Below are 18,086 nucleotides of genomic sequence, written 5' to 3' on the forward strand. Positions count from 1 at the left end.
GGTGTTAATTGTTGACGATGAAAGCTTAGAACGGAAAGCACTTAAGAAAATGATTTACTTGCATGATACGGATGTTTTAATGGTTGAAGAAGCACAAAATGGTCGCATTGCCATTGAGTTAGCACGGGAGATTAGACCAGATATAATCTTTATGGATATAAAAATGCCAGGGATTGATGGAGTTGAAGCCGTCAAACAAATAAAAAGATTTGCACCTAAGACAAAGTTCATTATGGTTTCAGCATTTGATACGTTTGAATACGCAAGAGAAGTCATGCGCCAAGGCGTGAAGGAATATATCTTAAAACCAAGTAGACAAATGGATGTTTTAGATGCATTTTGTAGATTAAAAGAAGAAATTATTGACGAAAAACTAAAACAGCAGGAACAGAAAATGCTAGAAGATCAGCTTATTAGGGCTAACCATATCGCTAATCTTTTGGTGAATAGAGAAAAAGGAGTCAACCAAGAGGAAGTCCACAATCACCAACACCATCATGAAAAAGGGCTTCTTTATAAAGCAAAGGAGTATATTGAAGAACATTATCAGGAGGCACTTTCACTTGAAGGGGTTGCCGAAAATATTAAACTAAGCCCCTATTATTTTAGTAAGCTATTTAAAGAGCATTTTGGTTTAAACTTTATTGATTTTTTGACAGAAATTCGAATTGACCATGCAAAACGACATATGCTTGACCCTGAAAAATCGTTAAAGGAAATATGTTTTGAAGTGGGTTATAAAGACCCAAATTACTTTAGTCGTGTTTTCAAAAAGTATGCAGGTTTATCTCCAAGTGATTACCGAAAGAATAATCAAATATAATATCCCCTATTATTTTCCTTTTCGCAATATAATGCAGGTAATCACAAAATAGTACAGGAAGATCTTAGTAAGTTAGATGAGATAATATGTTAAATTTTATAAGAAAGCGCTTAAATAGGAAAATAGGGGGAACGAAGTGTGAAGAAAAAAGCGATACTATTAGGACTTGTGTTAATGCTTATTTTTTCTTTAGCGGCTTGTAATTCTAAGTCAGATTCGAGTTCTTCAGACAAAAAGGACACGAAGGACAGCGAAAAAACGAAATTAGATATTTTTAGCTGGTGGACAGGCGCCGGTGAAGAAGATGGGCTAAAAGCTTTACTAGCATTATTTAAGGAAAAATATCCTGACATTCCGATTGAAAATGCTGCAGTAGCTGGTGGCGCTGGTACAAATGCGAAAGCCGTATTAGCTAGCAGAATGCAAGGGAACGATCCTCCAGCAACATTCCAAGTACATGGTGGAGCAGAATTGAACGCAGGTTGGGTGGCAGCTGGCAAAATGCAACCACTAAACGATTTATATGAAAAAGAAGGTTGGATGGACAAGTTCCCTCAATCTTTAATTGATATGGTAAGTAAAGATGGAAACATTTATTCCGTACCGGTAAACATCCACCGTGGCAACGTGCTATGGTACAACAAAAAAGTTTTTGCGGATAATGGTGTAACTCCACCAACAAATTTTGAAGAATTTTTCAAAGCTGCTGATGCCCTTAAGGCAAAAGGTGTAACTCCATTAGCACTTGGTGATAAAGAGCCATGGACTGCAACAATGTTATTTGAAAATGTCCTTTTAGGTACGCTTGGAGCCGATGGTTACAAGCAATTATGGACAGGTGAATTAGCATTCGATGATGCAAAGGTTAAATCAGCAGTTGAAACTTATAAAAAAATGCTTGGCTATATCAATGAAGACCATAGCTCACGTAACTGGCAGGATGCTACTCAGCTAGTAGCCAACGGTGATGCTGCTATGACTGAAATGGGCGACTGGGCTAAAGGATATTTGGTTAACGACTTGAAATTAAAAGTAAATGAAGATTTCGGGTATATTACCACTCCTGGTACTGACGGAATGTTCATGGTTATTACTGATACTTTTGGATTACCAAAAGGAATCAAAAATTCAGCAGACGTCAAAAAATTCCTTGGAGTATTAGGTTCTGTTGAAGGACAAGATGCATTTAACCCACTAAAAGGATCTATTCCTGCACGTGTTGATGCTGATGTTTCTAAGTATGATCAATACGGAAAAGATACAATTGAAGACTTCAAAGTAGCTGAATTAGCACCAAGCTTAGCTCATGGCTCAGCAGCTCCAGAAGGATTCTTAACAAAAGTAAACCAAGCGGTTAATATCTTTGTTACTCAAAAAGATTCAAGTCAATTTATTGATTCTTTAAAACTAGCAGCACAAGAGTTGAAGTAATGATTGGAAAAAGAGGATGAGAAAACTCTCTTCCTCTTTTTCATTAATTATGAAAGTTTAACTTTAAACTTAGAGGATTGTCTAGCTCAAAAGGGCGCTTGCGCTTTTCTAATAAGGTAAAAAAGTATAAAATTTTGAACTTAGATGAGTGTCTAGCTCCATCGCCCAGCGACTAGTGGACTTCACCCACCTCCCTACGATAAGTCAACATCGAATCGCTTTAGCTCTTCGTGTTTCCTTTATCTCAGTCGGTGTGCTCCAGTCCTGTCGTGCGCAAACCAGGGCGCTTGCGCTTTTCTAATAAGTGGAGGGGTAGCAGATGGAACAAATTCAAACTAGTCGATCAGAAAAGGTCCACACCTCAAACGAAATCCCCCAAAAAAAGCGAAAGCTTTCGCTTGACCAAGCTCTCGCCTTTGTATTCATATTACCTTCGATTATATTAATTGCAATTTTTGTCTACGGCTTTATCGGTTGGACAGGATATGTGTCATTAAGTAACTGGAACTCACTTGTTCCTGATTTTTCATTTGCAGGCTTTAAAAATTATCTATATTTATTTCAAGACTTTAGATTTCAGGCTGATTTGAGGAATACGCTAATCTTTACGATTCTATTTATCGGGACGGTCATTGTTGTCGGACAATTACTGGCCATACTATTAGATCAAAAAATACGGGCAGAGTCCTTATTCCGTAATATCTTCTTTTTCCCTATGGCTTTATCATTCGTTGTGACAGGGGTCGTTTGGCAATGGATTCTGAATCCCTCAACAGGTGTTAACCTATTTTTGTCCAAATTCGGACTTGATTCAAGATGGTATACAGATACGACTATCCTTGCTGGATTAAAATGGGGAAAAATTGAATTTGGGATTCCAGTGGCCATTATTGCAGTTGTGATTGCTGCAGTATGGCAAATGACCGGTTTTTCTGTAGCTATGTATTTAGCAGGATTAAGAGGAATTCCCGATGAAGTGAGAGAAGCTGCACGTATGGATGGGGCATCGGAGTTTCAAATTTACCGGAAAATTATTTTTCCTTTACTACGTCCGATCACTGTTAGTGTAATTATTATCATGGCCCATATATCATTAAAGATTTTCGATTTAATATATGCCATGACGGGACCAGGAGCAAACTTTGTTACAGATGTTCCAGGGGTTTATATGTTTGAAACCACCTTCCGTGGTAATTATTATGCGAATGGAGCGGCCATCGCCATCATCATGCTTCTTTCAGTTGCCATCTTCATTGTTCCGTACCTTATCTCAAGCAGGAAGGGGGAATCATAATGGCACTTCGAACCGTTTCAAGATCCATTTTATACGTACTTTTAATCGGTTTGAGTTTGTTCTATTTAATGCCCATCTATGTAATTGTAGTGACTAGTCTTAAGTCGCTTGATGAAGTTACACTAGCGGAAATGTGGAAGCTTCCATCAACTCTAGATTTCAGTAGCTATTCAATGGCCTTTACTAAGCTTGCACCAAATCTATTAAACTCTTTTTACTTAGTGATTCCAGCGACACTCTTGTCTGCTTTATTAGGCTCTTTAAATGGTTATGTCCTTTCAAAATGGAAGTTTAAGGGCTCAGATACGATCTTTACCTTTTTATTGTTTGGGATGTTCATTCCTTATCAGAGTATATTAATTCCGATGATTCAATTTTTAAGAAATGTTGGGTTGTATAATTCGATTACAGGACTTGTTTTTGTACACGTTGTGTATGGAATTCCAATCACCACATTAATGTTCAGGAATTTTTACGCTTCGATTCCAGATGAGATGATTGAATCGTCAAAAATCGATGGTGCTGGTTTCCTTCGAATTTTCCGTCATATTATGATGCCACTTTCAGCTACAGGATTTGTGGTGGTGGCCATTTGGCAGTTTACAAATATTTGGAATGAATTTTTGTTTGCGGTTACCATCACTACATCGGATCAACAACCAATTATGGTGGCCCTCCAAAATTTATCTGGATCACAAATTGTTCAATGGAATGTCCAGATGGCTGGTGCACTGCTTGCAGCACTACCAACACTGCTTGTTTATATCTTTTTAGGGAAGTTTTTTGTAAAAGGGTTATTGGCAGGTTCTGTAAAAGGATAATCAAAGCTTCTGAAACTAGCTTTCTACACTGCATTGGCAGTCAGGGGAGTTAGTTTTTTTTGTTCAAAAGTATGTATGAAATTTCACAAGTGAGGTGAAAAAGAAGGGAAGTAAGGCAGTTATTAGTTTATTTTTTCTATGTAGTCAATCATGGATACTTCAGAATTTTGACAATTTTGCTCTAAACATACTGCCGCTTCGTATGCTTCGTCGAAATTTTCGTACAGGGAAGATCTATATAGGGGGGTATTCCAATTAAAGGTCCCTTCAAAGTCAGAAGGATAGATGGATACCTCCCATAAATAATATTCATCTTCGGTTCTCGGGTACCCTTCGAGTGAAACGAGCCAGTGCGTTAATCTTAATTCATGATCATTTATTTTCGAACGATCTTTTTCCCCCATGGATATTAATGATTTTGGATAAAACTCTCGATAAGCGCCAAAATGCATTCGGTTTCCCCCTTATTTAGTTTGATATTTTATATTATATGAGCGCAGGGAATAAGTTAAATCAAAAATCGTTAAATTTTTCTGTAAATACAAAAATTCCAAATCTAACCTTTCTGAAAAATTGTCATGAATAAAAATAATCGTTTCGTTCAAGGATAAAATTGTTTTGTGATGACAATCACAACGTATAATTTCAAACTTGTTTATACTTTTAATTATGATAAATGAAAGGGGTACGAGAGAATGGAAGGATGTATGAGTTCATTTAATAGCAATGGGGCAGAGTCACTTTGTGAGGGGCTTACTCAACTAAAAGGGGAGCATATTCCACTTTTAGAAAAACTACACGGACTAAACCATTTATGTTCAAAAATAGATCAGAATGAAAATGCAGAAGAGAATTTTTCAAAATTAACACCTGCAGTGGAGATATTTATGGCAGAGCTTGGTCCACATTCAGAAAGAGAAGAAAAAGTCCTCTTTAGAATGATGGAAACTTATTTAGGAGTCGGAATGGGACCTGTTGCAGTTATGGAATATGAACATGAACAGGCAAAATCTTTGATTGGAAGATTTTTAAAGAAGACAAGCATTCAATCGGAGCAATTAAGCTTGCAGCAAATGAAGGAATATAGCAGTCTGGTGAAAAATGCCTACTTAACACTTGTTGACCATTTCTCTAAAGAAGAAAATGTCCTGTTTCCGATGGCTGAAAGAATGCTAACTAATGAAGAAAAATCAGAGCTTTTTGAAAAAATAAAGCAAATATAAAAAGATGGGGCCTTTCCATCTTAATATTGTCGAGAAAGTTTATTTTCTCGGCAATATTTCAGTTTGTTAGACATTAAATGCCGATTTTTAATATGAGATTGTCTATGCTAACGGACCTGTTGATATCCGCTCCAGGTGCTTCGCGGACCTTAGGGGTGGGCGGTGAGCCTCATCGTCGCTTCCACTCCTGCGGAGTCTCACCTGTCCCGCTGCTCCCGCAGGGGTCTTCGCACCTTCCGCTCCTATTAACAAGGGGCAGATCAACCTAAAGAATTGCAACACACCTTATCAAACTGGCTAAATGTGTTGCAATTTTTTTTGTTTTTGCAGGCTGTAGTAGGGAGAGCCAGTTCACTAACATTCTTCAATTCCCGCAAACGGCAGTAGCCGAGCCCATTTAGCTCTTTTGGGTCTCGAAGCCGCGCTCAATTTTTTCTTTTCTAAATTTATAAAGCATTTTTCCAGATTTAGATAAGCGATTCTCCTTTTCTTTTAAATGCATTTTCCGTGTTTGATTCTATCCTCTTCTTTTGCCTTGCTTAAGTCATCAAAATATTCCCAAGTACCATTTCTACTTCTTGTTCTAAACTTGTGTTTATTTGCGTTTGCCTTTAAATGTGTAGAATCTGTAAATAACACACGGCCGCCAACCATCTTATGATTTATGGGCAGATGAACAATCTCATCAAAAAGCTCCTGAAACATATTTGTATCCTTAAAACGGTGATGACGATTCCAACTAATCGTAGAGTGATGTGGAACTGAGTCATTGTGTTTCAAACATCCAAAATCCCGTGTTAGGCGATGTTCGTTCTTATTTCTGTTAATTAAATAAAGTTACGATGTTTAAAAAAAAGACGCGATATTTTGAATTATGTCGAGATGGTAATAAAAAAGATGTGATGTTCTACCCCTTTAGATACAATCTGTAGAGATGTTTATAGAGAAACAAAAAAAGCGGTTGTTCCGTTAAAGGGCCAGATTGTGGAATACCTTAGAATGCTTTGGTATTAGCAATTTGATCTTAGGAATACATTAGTACGGGCTTATTACAGCTAATTCCCATTCTTTGATTTTTACATACTTTCTTTCATAGTTGGGAATTTTATTTGTATCTATAAAGTTAGGAGATATTTTTTATGAACAATAAAGTATTTAAGTTAATCAATCGGTTTTCTGGACGTTGTTCTCCAATGGATTTGCTGATGATATTGATTTCAAATAAAATTCGTTATGTATTTATTTTTGTATTGATTTTCATGTGGTTTAGAAATGATTCCTACAAAAAAGTGTCTTATAATGCGGTGAAATCTATGGGGATTACATTGTTTATTCATACTTTAATTAAATTGTTTTATTTTAAACCACGTCCTTTTGTGAAACATCGTGTCGGCATACTTATTCCTTCAAAAATGGATTCTACATTTCCAAGTAAACATACTTTGCTAGTATTTGCTATATCTACTTCTATCTTTCTTTATGACCGTGTCCTCGGTTCAGTCATGTGGGTATTATCAGTATTGACGGGCTTCTCCCGTATTTGGGTAGGGCATCATTATCCATCTGATATTATCGGAAGTGCCTTTATCGCCACCATGACCAGCACCATATTAGAAAAAATCTCTAGCAGTGTTAATTATTTTGTCCGTCAATAGCAACTATAATTTAACTAATTTCATGTATAATCACTATTTCTATTATTAAAGTATCAACAGAAAAATTTGTTTCGGATTTTACTGTTTCTAATTTCTTCGCCTAAAAAATGCCCATCATATGTGGGCATTTTTAGGTGAAGAGCCATTTATTTGTTTGTTAAATTTTTTATATTAGTACTAATTCTTTCGCAAACTCTGTTACAGCAGCAACGTTTGGCATATTACTAGTTTTTCGCATTCGAATACGATTGTTGAATAAATAATTCCTTCCCATTGAACTAATAGGGAGGTTTAGCGAACGAAAAGATTGCATAAAACCCCACTTTTTTATGCAGCTGCCAGGCTTCTTCAGAAGCCGAAAACGTTGATTCATCAACGATGTATAAAATCAAGCATAAACGATAAAAAAGAACAAACGCCAAACCCATGATAGATAAGGGATTGGCGTTTTTGCTAACCCTTTATAGGCATTAAAACCCCTATAGAGAAGAGTTTACAGTGAATAGAGTATGACTCATTATTATTAAGCGAAACATGTGTGTTACTCAATTTTAACTTTTATACTATCTAAGGCGTTGTAACCATAACCTTTTCTGTTCCACATCGGCTCTAATGGTTGAACATTGCCTTTAGAATCAGTCGCTTTGGAAAGTATGGTATATTCGCCTTTTTTAAGTGCCTCCCATTTATAAATCCAACATACCCAAGCATATTTCTCGGATGATGAAGTTAGTTGACATGTATCCCAAGTTTGGCCTCCATCAAAACTAATTTCCACCTTTGCTATATGACCTTTACCTGTCCATGCAATTCCATTAATATCATACACCCCTGAAGGCAATAATTGCCTATTTAAAGGATATTTTATAGTTGAGTTAACATTGATAGTCGTAACAGGGAATTTTCCACTATCGTTCTCTTTGTTCGGATAGTAAACGTAATCAACAGCTTGAAAAGGTCTTTTAAATTCCTTATCAATCACAATAATTTTTTTAACCCATTTTACAGATGCCATTGCATACCATCCAGGAACAATTAATCTAAGCGGAAAACCATGCTTGAAGGGGATGGGGTGATTATTATATTCATAAGCAATAATGGTATCTGGATCAAGGGCTTTTTCTATGGGTAAACTCCTTGAAAAACTAAATAGTTGGTTAGAATCAGGTCTTTCTCCATAATCATGCCCCTCAAAAACAATTTCTTTGGCTGTATCAAGTAATCCTGTGTACTCCAATAAGGATCTTAAAGGTACACCTTTCCAAATCCCTTGGCTTATTGCACCTTTTCCCCATTGCTCTCCATAAACTTTTGGTTTAAATAACTCACGCTTATCACCAGAACATTCTAAAACCACTTTTATCGTTTTAGATGGCAATGAGTAAATTTCCTGTAATGAAAAGACTTTTGGATTATGCACTAGCCCCTCAATTGGAAGAAAATAAAAGGAAGACGCAAAGCTGGGATAAGGAAAATGATTTCTTCTATAAAACAGTCTTTTACTAACAATATCGCCATTAATAAAATGTATAGGTGTTTCCTGATTTTCAGGAACTAACGTCTTTGTAATCAGGTAGGGTCTTACTTCAGGTTGTTGAGAATTACTCATATATACCACCTCTTTTACATTTGGTGCTAATTTATGCATATGTAGTTTATGAGTAATCATTCAAGGATTATTTCGTTGAAAAAATAAGAGCCTAGGGTATGTGAGTTAGTGGCTTACATAGAGTAAAACGTGTTTTAAACATCTGATTCTAAAAAGTTCTGTATAAACACCAGTTGAAATAAATTCATCAGTCTTCAACATTCGGGCGCTAATCTTTAACAAGGAGAAGCGCTTATTTACATTTTAGGGCCAAATTATTGAGGAACTAGCGAAAACAAATGGAAATTTATGATGATCGTAGATTGTGGAGTTTTGTACTTAAATTAACATCTCAGGAAAGTTAAATAAAGGTTATATATTTCTTTAATTAAAAGGCTATGTTAAACAATATTGTTGATTAGGGCTCATTCGTGTAAAATCCCGTAATTAGCCCTAATAAACAGAGTTAAAGAACATAGTCTACTAAAAAATGGATTAAAAAATGTGTAATTTTGGTGATATGTATTGTTGTATGCACTATAATGATATAAAGTAAACTGATAGTATACTTTATATCATTCTGGTGAAAGGGCTGTGTAAATGGGAGTATCTGAACGAAAACAAAAGGAAAAGGAAATTCGAAGGAACGATATTATTGAAGCGGCAGAACGAGTGTTTTTTACAAAGGGATATGCTACATCGACCATGGACGATGTAGCGAAAGAAGCAGAGTTTAGCAAACGAACGGTGTACGTTTATTTTAAAAGCAAAGAGCAACTCTATTTTGAAATTATGATTAGAGGATGGAAATTATTAAATACCATGTTAGAAGAAGAACTCAACACATTACTGGGTGGGAATTCATTGCAACGATTAAGACAAATCGGAACAACTCTTTTAACATTTAGCCAGTTACAACCAAACTATTTTGAGGCAATTGTGGAATATGAAACGAGTGAACGAGATTTTGAAAAAGGGATCACCGATCAATCGAGAGAAGAATGCTATGCCGAAGGAGAGAAAATTTTCAGGTTTTTGATGACGACATTACAACAGGGAGTGGAGGAAGGTTCCATACGTAAAGACTTGGATCTTTTAAATACGGCTTTGATTTTATGGTCATCTACAATTGGAGTCTTTAATGTAGCGAAGAAGAAAGCTAATTATATCAAACATTATCACCATAGAAATTCCGAAGAGCTAATACCTGAAGCGTTTGAATTACTACTTACATCTATTAAAAATTAAGGATGTGATTGTGAAAAATGAAAAAGAAAGGGTTAAAGATGATGACTATGTTTTTCTTAACTTTTGCCGTGATCATCGTAGGTATTTTCTCTGTTTTAATGATAAAAAGTGGCATTTTTTCGACTACACAATATTTAGATCCATGGAAGACTACCTATTCACAACAATTTAAGGATATAAGAGTACGCCTTGCTGCCCATGGTGTACTAGCTGCGAATGGACATAATATGCAGCCATGGATTGTACGTCTGGATCATAAAGATGCGAATGTCTTTTACCTGTATGCCGATTCAAATCGGTTAGCTCCACAAGTGGATCCTTATGCTCGTCAAACGATGGTGACACAAGGGGCTTTTTTAGAATATGTGAAAGAGGCAGGTGATCAAATAGGCTTTCACACAGACATCGTTCTTTTTCCAAACGGCAATTATGATGAAGCGAACCTAAAAGAAAGCATGGATACAAAACCAGTTGCAAAAATTTCTCTGACAAAAGTGGAACCAATAAATAATGAACTTTATCCATACATATTTCTTCCAGATACAAACAGAGGAGCCTATGAGACAACGCCATTAACGAAAGCCCAAGTAAATAAGCTACAAGATATCTCTGATGCAAAAGGTGTGACATTAGGAATTTTTCAAGATGAAGAGAATTTAGATAGACTTGGTCAATACGCTATGGAAGGGGCTAAAATTGAGTCTGCTGTACATCGAATTAATGAAGAATCTGCAAATATTTTTCGGGCGAATGAGTATGAAAAGAACAAGTACAGATATGGATTTTCATTGGAAGGGGAAGGAATTACAGGATTGAAGAAAAATGTGATGCAAGGAATGATCACCATGTTTCCTTCCATCAACAATGAGAAAGCATCAGCTGATTTGTTTGAGAAGTCCACACAGATTGCCGTGGAACATACACCAACCTATGCGATGATTATTACGAAAGATAATAGCCGTAGTAATCAGGTAAAAGCAGGTATGCTCTACAGTCGTCTCATATTGGAAGCACATAATATGGGCTTTGTGATGCAGCCGCCAAGTCAAGTGTTGGAAGAGTACCCAGAAATGAAGGAACCGTATACGAAAATCCATAAGGAATATGCACCAGGTGGAAAAGTCATTCAAATGCTAGTTCGTATGGGGAAACCAACCGAAGTGGCTCAGCAAACCATGAGACGAGATGTCATGGATCTTATCAAGAACTAAGGAAGTATTGATAGCGAACATTGTTAGGTACCGTTCGCTATCTCAAGGAAATACGGTAACTGTTACAAGCAAATAATTTTGTGTGAATATAATAATTTCATCATCTTGTCAAAACAAATACTGATTAAGCCGTGTGAGATCTCGGTCTCACACGCCTTTCTCTGGTTTTAAAGGATTTATCGTATCAAAAAACTGTTTAATTGGTACGAATGTTCTTGAAGCAAAGGTAATTGATCAAAAGATTGTCGGAAATAATAAAAGATTCCGCGTAACAACACGGAATTATCGGCGAAACAATTCTTAATAGCCACAGATGCTTCCCTATCTGATACCTTGGCTTAAAAAGGCTTAATACAGGAGAATGACAAAGGTTTTACATCCTAGCCTAAGTGATGAGTATTTAGAGTAAGAAATGAATTCTCTTATTCCACAATCGGGCGCCTTTCTTTAAAAAGAAGGTGTCTGTTTGTATTGGACCATATAATTGAGTAGCCTATTGTAAAAATGATGGTAATTTGAAATAATTGTTATTAAGCTAAAGGGGCAGAAAAGTGAGGGGGATTTATAATGGATAAAAGATACCCAATTGGACAATTCGATTGTCCTAATGAAGTACAAGAAAAAGATATTAAAATGTGGATTAAAGAAATGACCACACTACCTAGTCGTTTAAATGCGTTAACTGTATCCCTTGATGAATTGAAATTAACAAAAACGTATAGAGAAAATAGCTGGAATGTACGTCAAGTTATTCACCATATTATCGATAGCCATTTAAATGGTTATATACGAATGAAATTAGCTTTGACAGAAGAAAATCCAGTGGTCAAAACGTATGAAGAAAGTGAATGGGCAAAGCTAATAGATTATGAGTTACCTATTAAAGTTTCATTACAGCTATTAGATAGTCTACATGAACGCTGGACATATTTACTTAAAAATCTAACAGCTACTCAATTACAGCGTACATATCAGTATCCTGATGGTAGTAAAATGCGAATTGAACAAAGTATCGCACTTTACGCATGGCATGGTAATCACCATTTGGCACATATTGAACAAGCTTTAAATAATTAATATTTGGGTGCATTTCTTGAATATCAATTCAGCATGGTTATTCAAGCTAAGGCAATAATATACCTTAATCTTCCACAATCGGGCGCAATCCTTCAGCAAGGACTTTCGTTATTTTGCATTTTTGGGCCATTTTGTAGAATAAATGTGGCATTGATTGTAAAATTAAAATAATTAAAGTTGCGAAATAGCACCAGTTAAATGGGAAGTTCATTGTTAATAAGAACAGAGGCATCCTATACTTTGACCTTTTTGGTTATAACCAAAATATTTATTAATCAAATAGTAGTGAAGAAGAGCACAGATCCCTTTATATCACGTCAAAGTATATTGTAACTGGATTGATTTAGCAATAAGGATTCAATTAAAACTTACTTACGAGTGGAGCTAAGATTATGTACAAAATATTCATTGTAGAAGATGATATGGTCATTGCCAGAACGGTAAAGAACCACCTTCAGTCGTGGGGATTTGAGGTGGAATACGTTTCGGATTTCCAAAATGTTATGATTCAATTTGTTTCGTTTGATCCGCAATTGGTTTTATTGGATATCTCCCTCCCCTTTGTGAATGGGTTTACTTTGTGCAATGAGATTCGCAAAGTATCCAAGGTGCCGATTATTTTTATCTCTTCTGCTTCCGATAATATGAATATAGTCATGGCGATTAATATGGGCGGAGATGACTTTATTGCCAAACCTTTTGACTTAAACGTTCTAACTTCGAAAGTACAAGCTTTACTTCGACGCACCTATGATTTTACCGGACAAACCAATTTGCTGGAACACCGGGGGGCTATTCTGAACACAAGTGACGCGACGCTTACCTTTAATGGGCAAAAGATTGATTTAACCAAAAACGATCAAAAAATCTTGCACGTTCTTCTTGAAAATAAGGGCAAGGCTGTGTCAAGAGATGCCCTGATGACCCGGCTGTGGGAAACGGACAGTTTTATTGATGATAATACACTGACGGTGAATATCAATCGACTCCGAAAAAAATTAGAAGCAATCGGGCTGAATGATTTTATTAAAACAAAGAAAGGACTCGGCTATTTGGTGGACTGATATGAAAAATGGTAACGAAAACTTATTTCTTCTATATTTATATAAAAACTGGAAACCGATAGTCTTGTTCAACCTTTTTGTCCTTATGTTTGCGATTGTTTTTTTGCTTAGTCATCTTCCCCTCGAGCCTATCCTCTACAGCACCCTTTTATGTCTGTATGTTGCCCTCATCTTTTTTATTGTTGATTTTATTAAATTTAAAAAGCGATACAAAATGCTAAAATACGCAAAAAAGACCATTATGGTGCAAATCGGCCAATTGCCTGCCCCAAAGAATGCAATTGAACGACTATATCAAGAACTGCTGCTAATTGTAACGAAAAATAAGAACGAATTGACCGTTCAAGCTGACAATAAACAGAAGGATTTAGTGGATTATTTTACCCAATGGACCCATCAAATCAAAACACCGATTGCTGCGACTCGCCTGCTTCTCCAATCGGAACAAAATGACCAAACTGCCGAGTTGGAAATGGAATTGTTTAAAATAGAACAATATGTTCAATTTGTCCTGCAATATCTTCGTTTAGAAAATATGTCCAATGATCTTGTTTTTAAAAAATATGAAGTTGATGAGATCGTCAAACAAGCAATCCGAAAAAATGCCAAAATGTTTATCCGAAAAAAAATTGCCCTAAACTATTCGGATGTAAACTGTACCGTGTTAACAGATGAAAAATGGCTGCTCATTGTAATTGAGCAGATTCTTTCCAATGCGTTGAAGTATACAAACACAGGCTCTATTTCGATTTATATGGAGAATAAACGACTGATCATGGAAGATACTGGCATCGGCATTCGCGCAGAAGACTTGCCACGGGTATTTGATAAAGGTTTTACCGGCTACAACGGTCGCGCTTTAAAACAATCGACGGGGATTGGCTTGTATCTATGCAAACAAATATTGACCAAATTATCCCACGGCATCGCCATTGAATCAGTAGTGGGAAAAGGAACAAAGGTCATCATTGATTTGGAGACGAAGGAAATCGGGGTGGAATGAGACCGGAAATTATTCAATCTTACAATAATGTAAGTTTGAGTGCTTATTTGTAAGCCAAAACGATGTCTGCGTTTATTACTCCATTGCTATACTAAACATGGAAATAAACGAGAGACGGAGGAATTTTTCATGACATTACTAGAGGTGAAAAATCTAAAAAAAGTGTACACAACCCGTTTCGGCGGCAATCATGTTCAGGCACTTACAGATGTTTGCTTTTCAGTTGAAGCAGGGGAATATGTTGCGATTATGGGCGAATCCGGTTCCGGAAAGACAACGCTATTAAATATTTTAGCAGCACTTGACAAACCGACCAACGGCGAAGTTTTACTTAATGGTAAAGATATCGTATCCATCAGCGAAAAAGATATTTCTGCCTTTCGCCGGCAGAATCTCGGTTTTGTTTTTCAAGACTTTAACTTACTCGATACCTTTTCAATGCAGGACAATATCTTTCTACCGCTCGTATTATCCGGTACATCCTACAGTGAAATGAGCAAGCGCTTAAAGCCCCTTGCGGAAAAATTAAGGATTATGGATATCTTAACAAAATTCCCGTATGAAGTATCCGGCGGTCAAAAACAGCGGGCAGCAGTTGCGAGAGCTTTAATTACGAATCCGAAGCTCGTTCTAGCCGATGAGCCGACCGGTGCCTTGGATTCGCGTGCCTCTGATGACCTACTGCAGATTTTTTCACAAATCAATCATGAAGGCCAAACGGTTCTAATGGTTACCCACAGTACAAAGGCTGCAAGCCACGCCAGCCGCGTTCTGTTTATCAAAGATGGAGCCGTGTTCCATCAAATTTATAAAGGGTCCTTATCCAATGAAGCGATGTATCAAAAAATCTCGGATACATTAAATATCATTGCAACGGGCGGTGGCAGAAATGAGTAAATTTTTCTATCCAAAACTGGCCCTAACTAATATTAATAAACACCGGAAAACGTATATCCCTTATATTCTTACCTGTATCTGTACGATTGCGATGTTTTATATCATGCATTTTATGTCCGGAAATCCGGGGCTGAAAGAAATGTCCGGCGGAGAGTCTTTAATCCAGATTTTAAATTTAGGCAACATTGTCATTGGGATCTTTTCAGTTATATTCTTGTTTTACACCAACAGCTTTTTAATCAAACGACGGAAAATGGAATTTGGGTTATTTAACATACTTGGAATGGAGAAAAAGCACATTGCCAGAGTGATTATATGGGAGACTTTTTTCGTCACTGTCATCAGTATGATCACGGGGGCAGTAAGCGGAATGGTCTTAAGCAAGTTAATGTTTTTGCTTTTAAATAACATTTTACGTTTCGAAGTGCCGCTTTCGTATTTTGTTTCGGTAAAATCAATCGGAATTACCTTGGTCCTTTTTTTTGGCATTTTTACCCTAACGCTTCTCAATAATTTACGGCATATCCACCTAGCAAAACCGATTGAATTGCTGCGAGGCGGTCAGGCCGGTGAAAAAGAACCAAAAACGAAATGGGTTCTCGTCTTAATCGGAGTGGCAACACTCTCTTCCGGATACTATATCGCACTGGTAACCGAATCACCATTAGCTGTGTTAAATAAATTTTTCTTTGCCGTGTTGCTCGTCATTATCGGGACATACGCCTTGTTTACCTCCGGCACGATTGCCTTGTTAAAATTATTACGAAAAAACAAAGTATTTTATTATCAAACAAAGCATTTCATCAGTGTATCCGGCATGATTTATCGGATGAAACAAAACGCAATAGGCTTAGCCAATATTTGTATTCTTTCAACCATGGTATTGGTCATGTTGTCAACCACAGTGTCCCTGTATATTGGGATGGAAGATTTGTTGAAAAATCGCTTTCCAAAAGAGATTAATATTTCAGCCAGTAATCTATCAGAAGAACAGGCACAAATAGTGGAAAAAATGGTCCATGAAGAAGCAGGAAAATACCAAATCAAATTAAAGGGCCAAGTGTCTTATCGCTCGGCAGCCTTTCCAACACTAAGGGTGGGAAACACATTTAAAACAGATCGCACAACCACGAAGAAATTTATAAATATTTCCATGATAGAACTAATCCCGCTTGATGAGTTCAACCAGCTGGAGAATCTTTCGGTTACCCTAGAAGACAATGAGGTACTCTTATACACCTTTAGGGGAGACCCGGTTAAAAAAACGATGACAATCGCAAGCCAGGAATTCCAAATTAAAGAACAGTTAAAAGACTTTACCATCAATGGCGATGCATCGGCTATGATGACAGACAGTTATGTCGTCGTTGTAAAAGATGAAGAAACGATTACAGCTTTATACCCTGTTGAAGAAATGAATGCGATTGAATGGAAGGATTTATCTTTTTATTACGGCTTTGACGCTGAAGGAAGCCCTGAAAATGAGATTGCCTTAACAAAAGCTTTATCACAAAAGTTGAATGAATTGTCCATCGATGCACTTGCGGAAGGGAAAGAGGCATCAAGAGAATCATTTTATTCCTTATACGGAGGCCTTTTCTTCCTCGGTCTTTTCCTTGGCACGTTATTCATCATGGCCACCGTCTTAATTATGTACTATAAACAAATATCAGAAGGCTATGATGACAAAGAACGATTCGCGATTATGCAAAAAGTAGGCTTGAGTAAAGACGAAATTAAAAAGTCGATAAAGAGCCAAGTACTGATTGTATTTTTCCTACCGCTTGTTTCAGCCGTTATTCACATCGCCTTTGCCTTCAAAGTCATTACGAAACTATTGGCGCTGTTAAACTTAACAAACATCGGACTCTTCGTCCTATGTACAGCAGCAACCATTCTCATCTTTGCCGCATTTTACGCATTGGTTTATAGATTAACAGCAAGAGAATATTATAAGATTGTCAGTTAGGGGCAGGGCCTGATTTCTTTCTTATTCAAGAAAAGGGCGCTTTCCTATAATAAGGAAAGTGATTTTTTCCATTTTAGGGCCATATTCTTGAATAACATATTTAAAGAAAATCGTGATGGGTGAAGTGATTGTGAGGATTTTCACTTCAACTAACCTGATCCTTATATACAGTATCATCCTAAAAAGATTGATAGAATGCACCTTTTATCTTTGTTTACATGAAAGCATAGATAAGTGGTTAAGGACTTGACTTGGAGCCTCTGTGGGTAAGATTTGTCTTAAAAGGATGAAGCCAAGGTTTTACCAGGCAAACGAGCCTATCATACCCACCACTCCAAGTAAAGTCCTATCTTTGTTTACGTTGAAAACTATAATTACTTACTGAAGATAATAAGTAAACAATGATAGAAAATAGGCTGTTTTTGTTTCTTTATTTACGATGAATACGGTAAAAAATCATACTGAATATAAGGACAGGTTAGTTGAAGAAGGAAAAATGGTTTGGACATAGAATTTAAGTAATAGTAATAAGTAAACTTAAATTTCTGATAACAATATAGGGGCTGAATTCATGACAAGCGGTGCTGGGGCAGCTCTTTTTTTATTTCTTATTCTACTAAGGAGCAGTATATATGAAGGAATGGAATATCATTGTTGCTATCATAACTTAGCCTTCTTTGTTCTCTCAATTTTAATTTTTGACAGCGTGAAGGGTGGGCGACAGGCAAACAAAATTGGCAAAGCCAAGTAGGCTAAGGGGCAGTAAGTAAACAAAAAACGCT

At 36.6% G+C, this 18,086-nt stretch carries 16 protein-coding genes and 1 pseudogene; 13 read left to right on the top strand and 4 right to left on the bottom strand.

Annotated elements, in window-relative coordinates; genetic code table 11:
* The first annotated feature begins 1 nt into the window (after position 1).
* From B1NLA3E_RS05730 to B1NLA3E_RS05745, 4 genes are all read left to right on the top strand, one after another.
* Positions 2-823: a response regulator transcription factor gene (locus B1NLA3E_RS05730; RefSeq protein ID WP_328285162.1), complete on the top strand. Its 822-nt coding sequence runs from the start codon at positions 2-4 to the stop codon at positions 821-823.
* A gap of 174 nt (positions 824-997) precedes the next feature.
* Positions 998-2,254, top strand: coding sequence for an ABC transporter substrate-binding protein (locus B1NLA3E_RS05735; RefSeq protein WP_083935174.1), 1,257 nt, complete (start codon positions 998-1,000; stop codon positions 2,252-2,254).
* A 319-nt stretch (positions 2,255-2,573) separates the two neighbouring features.
* The gene (locus B1NLA3E_RS05740; protein WP_015592894.1) at positions 2,574-3,548 is read left to right on the top strand and encodes a carbohydrate ABC transporter permease; all 975 of its coding nucleotides are present in this window, start codon (positions 2,574-2,576) and stop codon (positions 3,546-3,548) included.
* Positions 3,548-4,369, top strand: coding sequence for a carbohydrate ABC transporter permease (locus tag B1NLA3E_RS05745; RefSeq protein WP_015592895.1), 822 nt, complete (start codon positions 3,548-3,550; stop codon positions 4,367-4,369). The genes B1NLA3E_RS05740 and B1NLA3E_RS05745 overlap by 1 nt, the downstream gene beginning before the upstream one ends.
* A gap of 122 nt (positions 4,370-4,491) precedes the next feature.
* On the opposite strand, the gene B1NLA3E_RS05750 is transcribed toward B1NLA3E_RS05745, so the two are convergent.
* Positions 4,492-4,821, bottom strand: a complete 330-nt coding sequence (locus B1NLA3E_RS05750; RefSeq protein WP_015592896.1) for a hypothetical protein — start codon at positions 4,819-4,821, stop codon at positions 4,492-4,494.
* A 243-nt stretch (positions 4,822-5,064) separates the two neighbouring features.
* Here B1NLA3E_RS05750 and B1NLA3E_RS05755 point away from each other — a divergent pair, with 243 nt between their 5' ends.
* Complete coding sequence (locus B1NLA3E_RS05755) at positions 5,065-5,592, top strand: hemerythrin domain-containing protein (protein WP_015592897.1); 528 nt, start codon at positions 5,065-5,067, stop codon at positions 5,590-5,592.
* Positions 5,593-6,093: 501 nt separating this feature from the next.
* Here B1NLA3E_RS05755 and B1NLA3E_RS24685 read toward each other — a convergent pair.
* Positions 6,094-6,372: pseudogene (locus tag B1NLA3E_RS24685) on the bottom strand (transposase); the annotation flags it as partial.
* 359 nt (positions 6,373-6,731) lie between these two features.
* Here B1NLA3E_RS24685 and B1NLA3E_RS05765 point away from each other — a divergent pair.
* Complete coding sequence (locus B1NLA3E_RS05765) at positions 6,732-7,247, top strand: undecaprenyl-diphosphatase (RefSeq protein WP_015592899.1); 516 nt, start codon at positions 6,732-6,734, stop codon at positions 7,245-7,247.
* Positions 7,248-7,413: 166 nt separating this feature from the next.
* On the opposite strand, the gene B1NLA3E_RS25190 is transcribed toward B1NLA3E_RS05765, so the two are convergent.
* Both B1NLA3E_RS25190 and B1NLA3E_RS05770 read right to left on the bottom strand, forming a co-directional pair.
* Complete coding sequence (locus tag B1NLA3E_RS25190) at positions 7,414-7,560, bottom strand: hypothetical protein (RefSeq protein ID WP_187292155.1); 147 nt, start codon at positions 7,558-7,560, stop codon at positions 7,414-7,416.
* Positions 7,561-7,788: 228 nt separating this feature from the next.
* Complete coding sequence (locus B1NLA3E_RS05770; protein WP_041580333.1) at positions 7,789-8,856, bottom strand: sulfite oxidase; 1,068 nt, start codon at positions 8,854-8,856, stop codon at positions 7,789-7,791.
* Positions 8,857-9,435: 579 nt separating this feature from the next.
* On the opposite strand from B1NLA3E_RS05770, the gene B1NLA3E_RS05775 reads away from it, so the two are divergent.
* The 7 genes from B1NLA3E_RS05775 to B1NLA3E_RS05805 all read left to right on the top strand — a co-directional run bounded on the left by B1NLA3E_RS05775 (position 9,436) and on the right by B1NLA3E_RS05805 (position 17,304).
* Positions 9,436-10,083, top strand: coding sequence for a TetR/AcrR family transcriptional regulator (locus B1NLA3E_RS05775; RefSeq protein WP_015592901.1), 648 nt, complete (start codon positions 9,436-9,438; stop codon positions 10,081-10,083).
* 17 nt (positions 10,084-10,100) lie between these two features.
* A complete protein-coding gene (locus B1NLA3E_RS05780) occupies positions 10,101-11,294 on the top strand; it encodes an Acg family FMN-binding oxidoreductase (RefSeq protein ID WP_015592902.1) in 1,194 nt (397 codons plus the stop codon).
* 567 nt (positions 11,295-11,861) lie between these two features.
* Positions 11,862-12,371: a YfiT family bacillithiol transferase gene (locus B1NLA3E_RS05785; RefSeq protein WP_015592903.1), complete on the top strand. Its 510-nt coding sequence runs from the start codon at positions 11,862-11,864 to the stop codon at positions 12,369-12,371.
* A gap of 392 nt (positions 12,372-12,763) precedes the next feature.
* Entirely contained in the window at positions 12,764-13,435 is a 672-nt protein-coding gene (locus tag B1NLA3E_RS05790) for a response regulator transcription factor (RefSeq protein ID WP_015592904.1), read from the top strand.
* A 1-nt stretch (position 13,436) separates the two neighbouring features.
* Positions 13,437-14,438: a sensor histidine kinase gene (locus tag B1NLA3E_RS05795; protein WP_015592905.1), complete on the top strand. Its 1,002-nt coding sequence runs from the start codon at positions 13,437-13,439 to the stop codon at positions 14,436-14,438.
* 129 nt (positions 14,439-14,567) lie between these two features.
* A complete protein-coding gene (locus B1NLA3E_RS05800; RefSeq protein ID WP_015592906.1) occupies positions 14,568-15,335 on the top strand; it encodes an ABC transporter ATP-binding protein in 768 nt (255 codons plus the stop codon).
* Positions 15,328-17,304, top strand: a complete 1,977-nt coding sequence (locus B1NLA3E_RS05805; RefSeq protein ID WP_015592907.1) for an FtsX-like permease family protein — start codon at positions 15,328-15,330, stop codon at positions 17,302-17,304. The genes B1NLA3E_RS05800 and B1NLA3E_RS05805 overlap by 8 nt, the downstream gene beginning before the upstream one ends.
* Positions 17,305-18,086 lie beyond the last annotated feature (782 nt).

It is taken from the genome of Bacillus sp. 1NLA3E, assembly GCF_000242895.2.
Classification (GTDB): domain Bacteria; phylum Bacillota; class Bacilli; order Bacillales; family Cytobacillaceae; genus Bacillus_BU.

Bases quoted from the DNA above. Each gene is read 5' to 3' on its own strand.
- B1NLA3E_RS05735 (WP_083935174.1), top strand. From the start codon at position 998: ATGCTTATTTTTTCTTTAGCGGCTTGTAATTCTAAGTCAGATTCGAGT.
- B1NLA3E_RS05740 (WP_015592894.1), top strand. From the start codon at position 2,574: ATGGAACAAATTCAAACTAGTCGATCAGAAAAGGTCCACACCTCAAAC.
- B1NLA3E_RS05745 (WP_015592895.1), top strand. From the start codon at position 3,548: ATGGCACTTCGAACCGTTTCAAGATCCATTTTATACGTACTTTTAATC.
- B1NLA3E_RS05750 (WP_015592896.1), bottom strand. From the start codon at position 4,821: ATGCATTTTGGCGCTTATCGAGAGTTTTATCCAAAATCATTAATATCC.
- B1NLA3E_RS05755 (WP_015592897.1), top strand. From the start codon at position 5,065: ATGGAAGGATGTATGAGTTCATTTAATAGCAATGGGGCAGAGTCACTT.
- B1NLA3E_RS05765 (WP_015592899.1), top strand. From the start codon at position 6,732: ATGAACAATAAAGTATTTAAGTTAATCAATCGGTTTTCTGGACGTTGT.
- B1NLA3E_RS25190 (WP_187292155.1), bottom strand. From the start codon at position 7,560: ATGCAATCTTTTCGTTCGCTAAACCTCCCTATTAGTTCAATGGGAAGG.
- B1NLA3E_RS05770 (WP_041580333.1), bottom strand. From the start codon at position 8,856: ATGAGTAATTCTCAACAACCTGAAGTAAGACCCTACCTGATTACAAAG.
- B1NLA3E_RS05775 (WP_015592901.1), top strand. From the start codon at position 9,436: ATGGGAGTATCTGAACGAAAACAAAAGGAAAAGGAAATTCGAAGGAAC.
- B1NLA3E_RS05780 (WP_015592902.1), top strand. From the start codon at position 10,101: ATGAAAAAGAAAGGGTTAAAGATGATGACTATGTTTTTCTTAACTTTT.
- B1NLA3E_RS05785 (WP_015592903.1), top strand. From the start codon at position 11,862: ATGGATAAAAGATACCCAATTGGACAATTCGATTGTCCTAATGAAGTA.
- B1NLA3E_RS05790 (WP_015592904.1), top strand. From the start codon at position 12,764: ATGTACAAAATATTCATTGTAGAAGATGATATGGTCATTGCCAGAACG.
- B1NLA3E_RS05795 (WP_015592905.1), top strand. From the start codon at position 13,437: ATGAAAAATGGTAACGAAAACTTATTTCTTCTATATTTATATAAAAAC.
- B1NLA3E_RS05800 (WP_015592906.1), top strand. From the start codon at position 14,568: ATGACATTACTAGAGGTGAAAAATCTAAAAAAAGTGTACACAACCCGT.
- B1NLA3E_RS05805 (WP_015592907.1), top strand. From the start codon at position 15,328: ATGAGTAAATTTTTCTATCCAAAACTGGCCCTAACTAATATTAATAAA.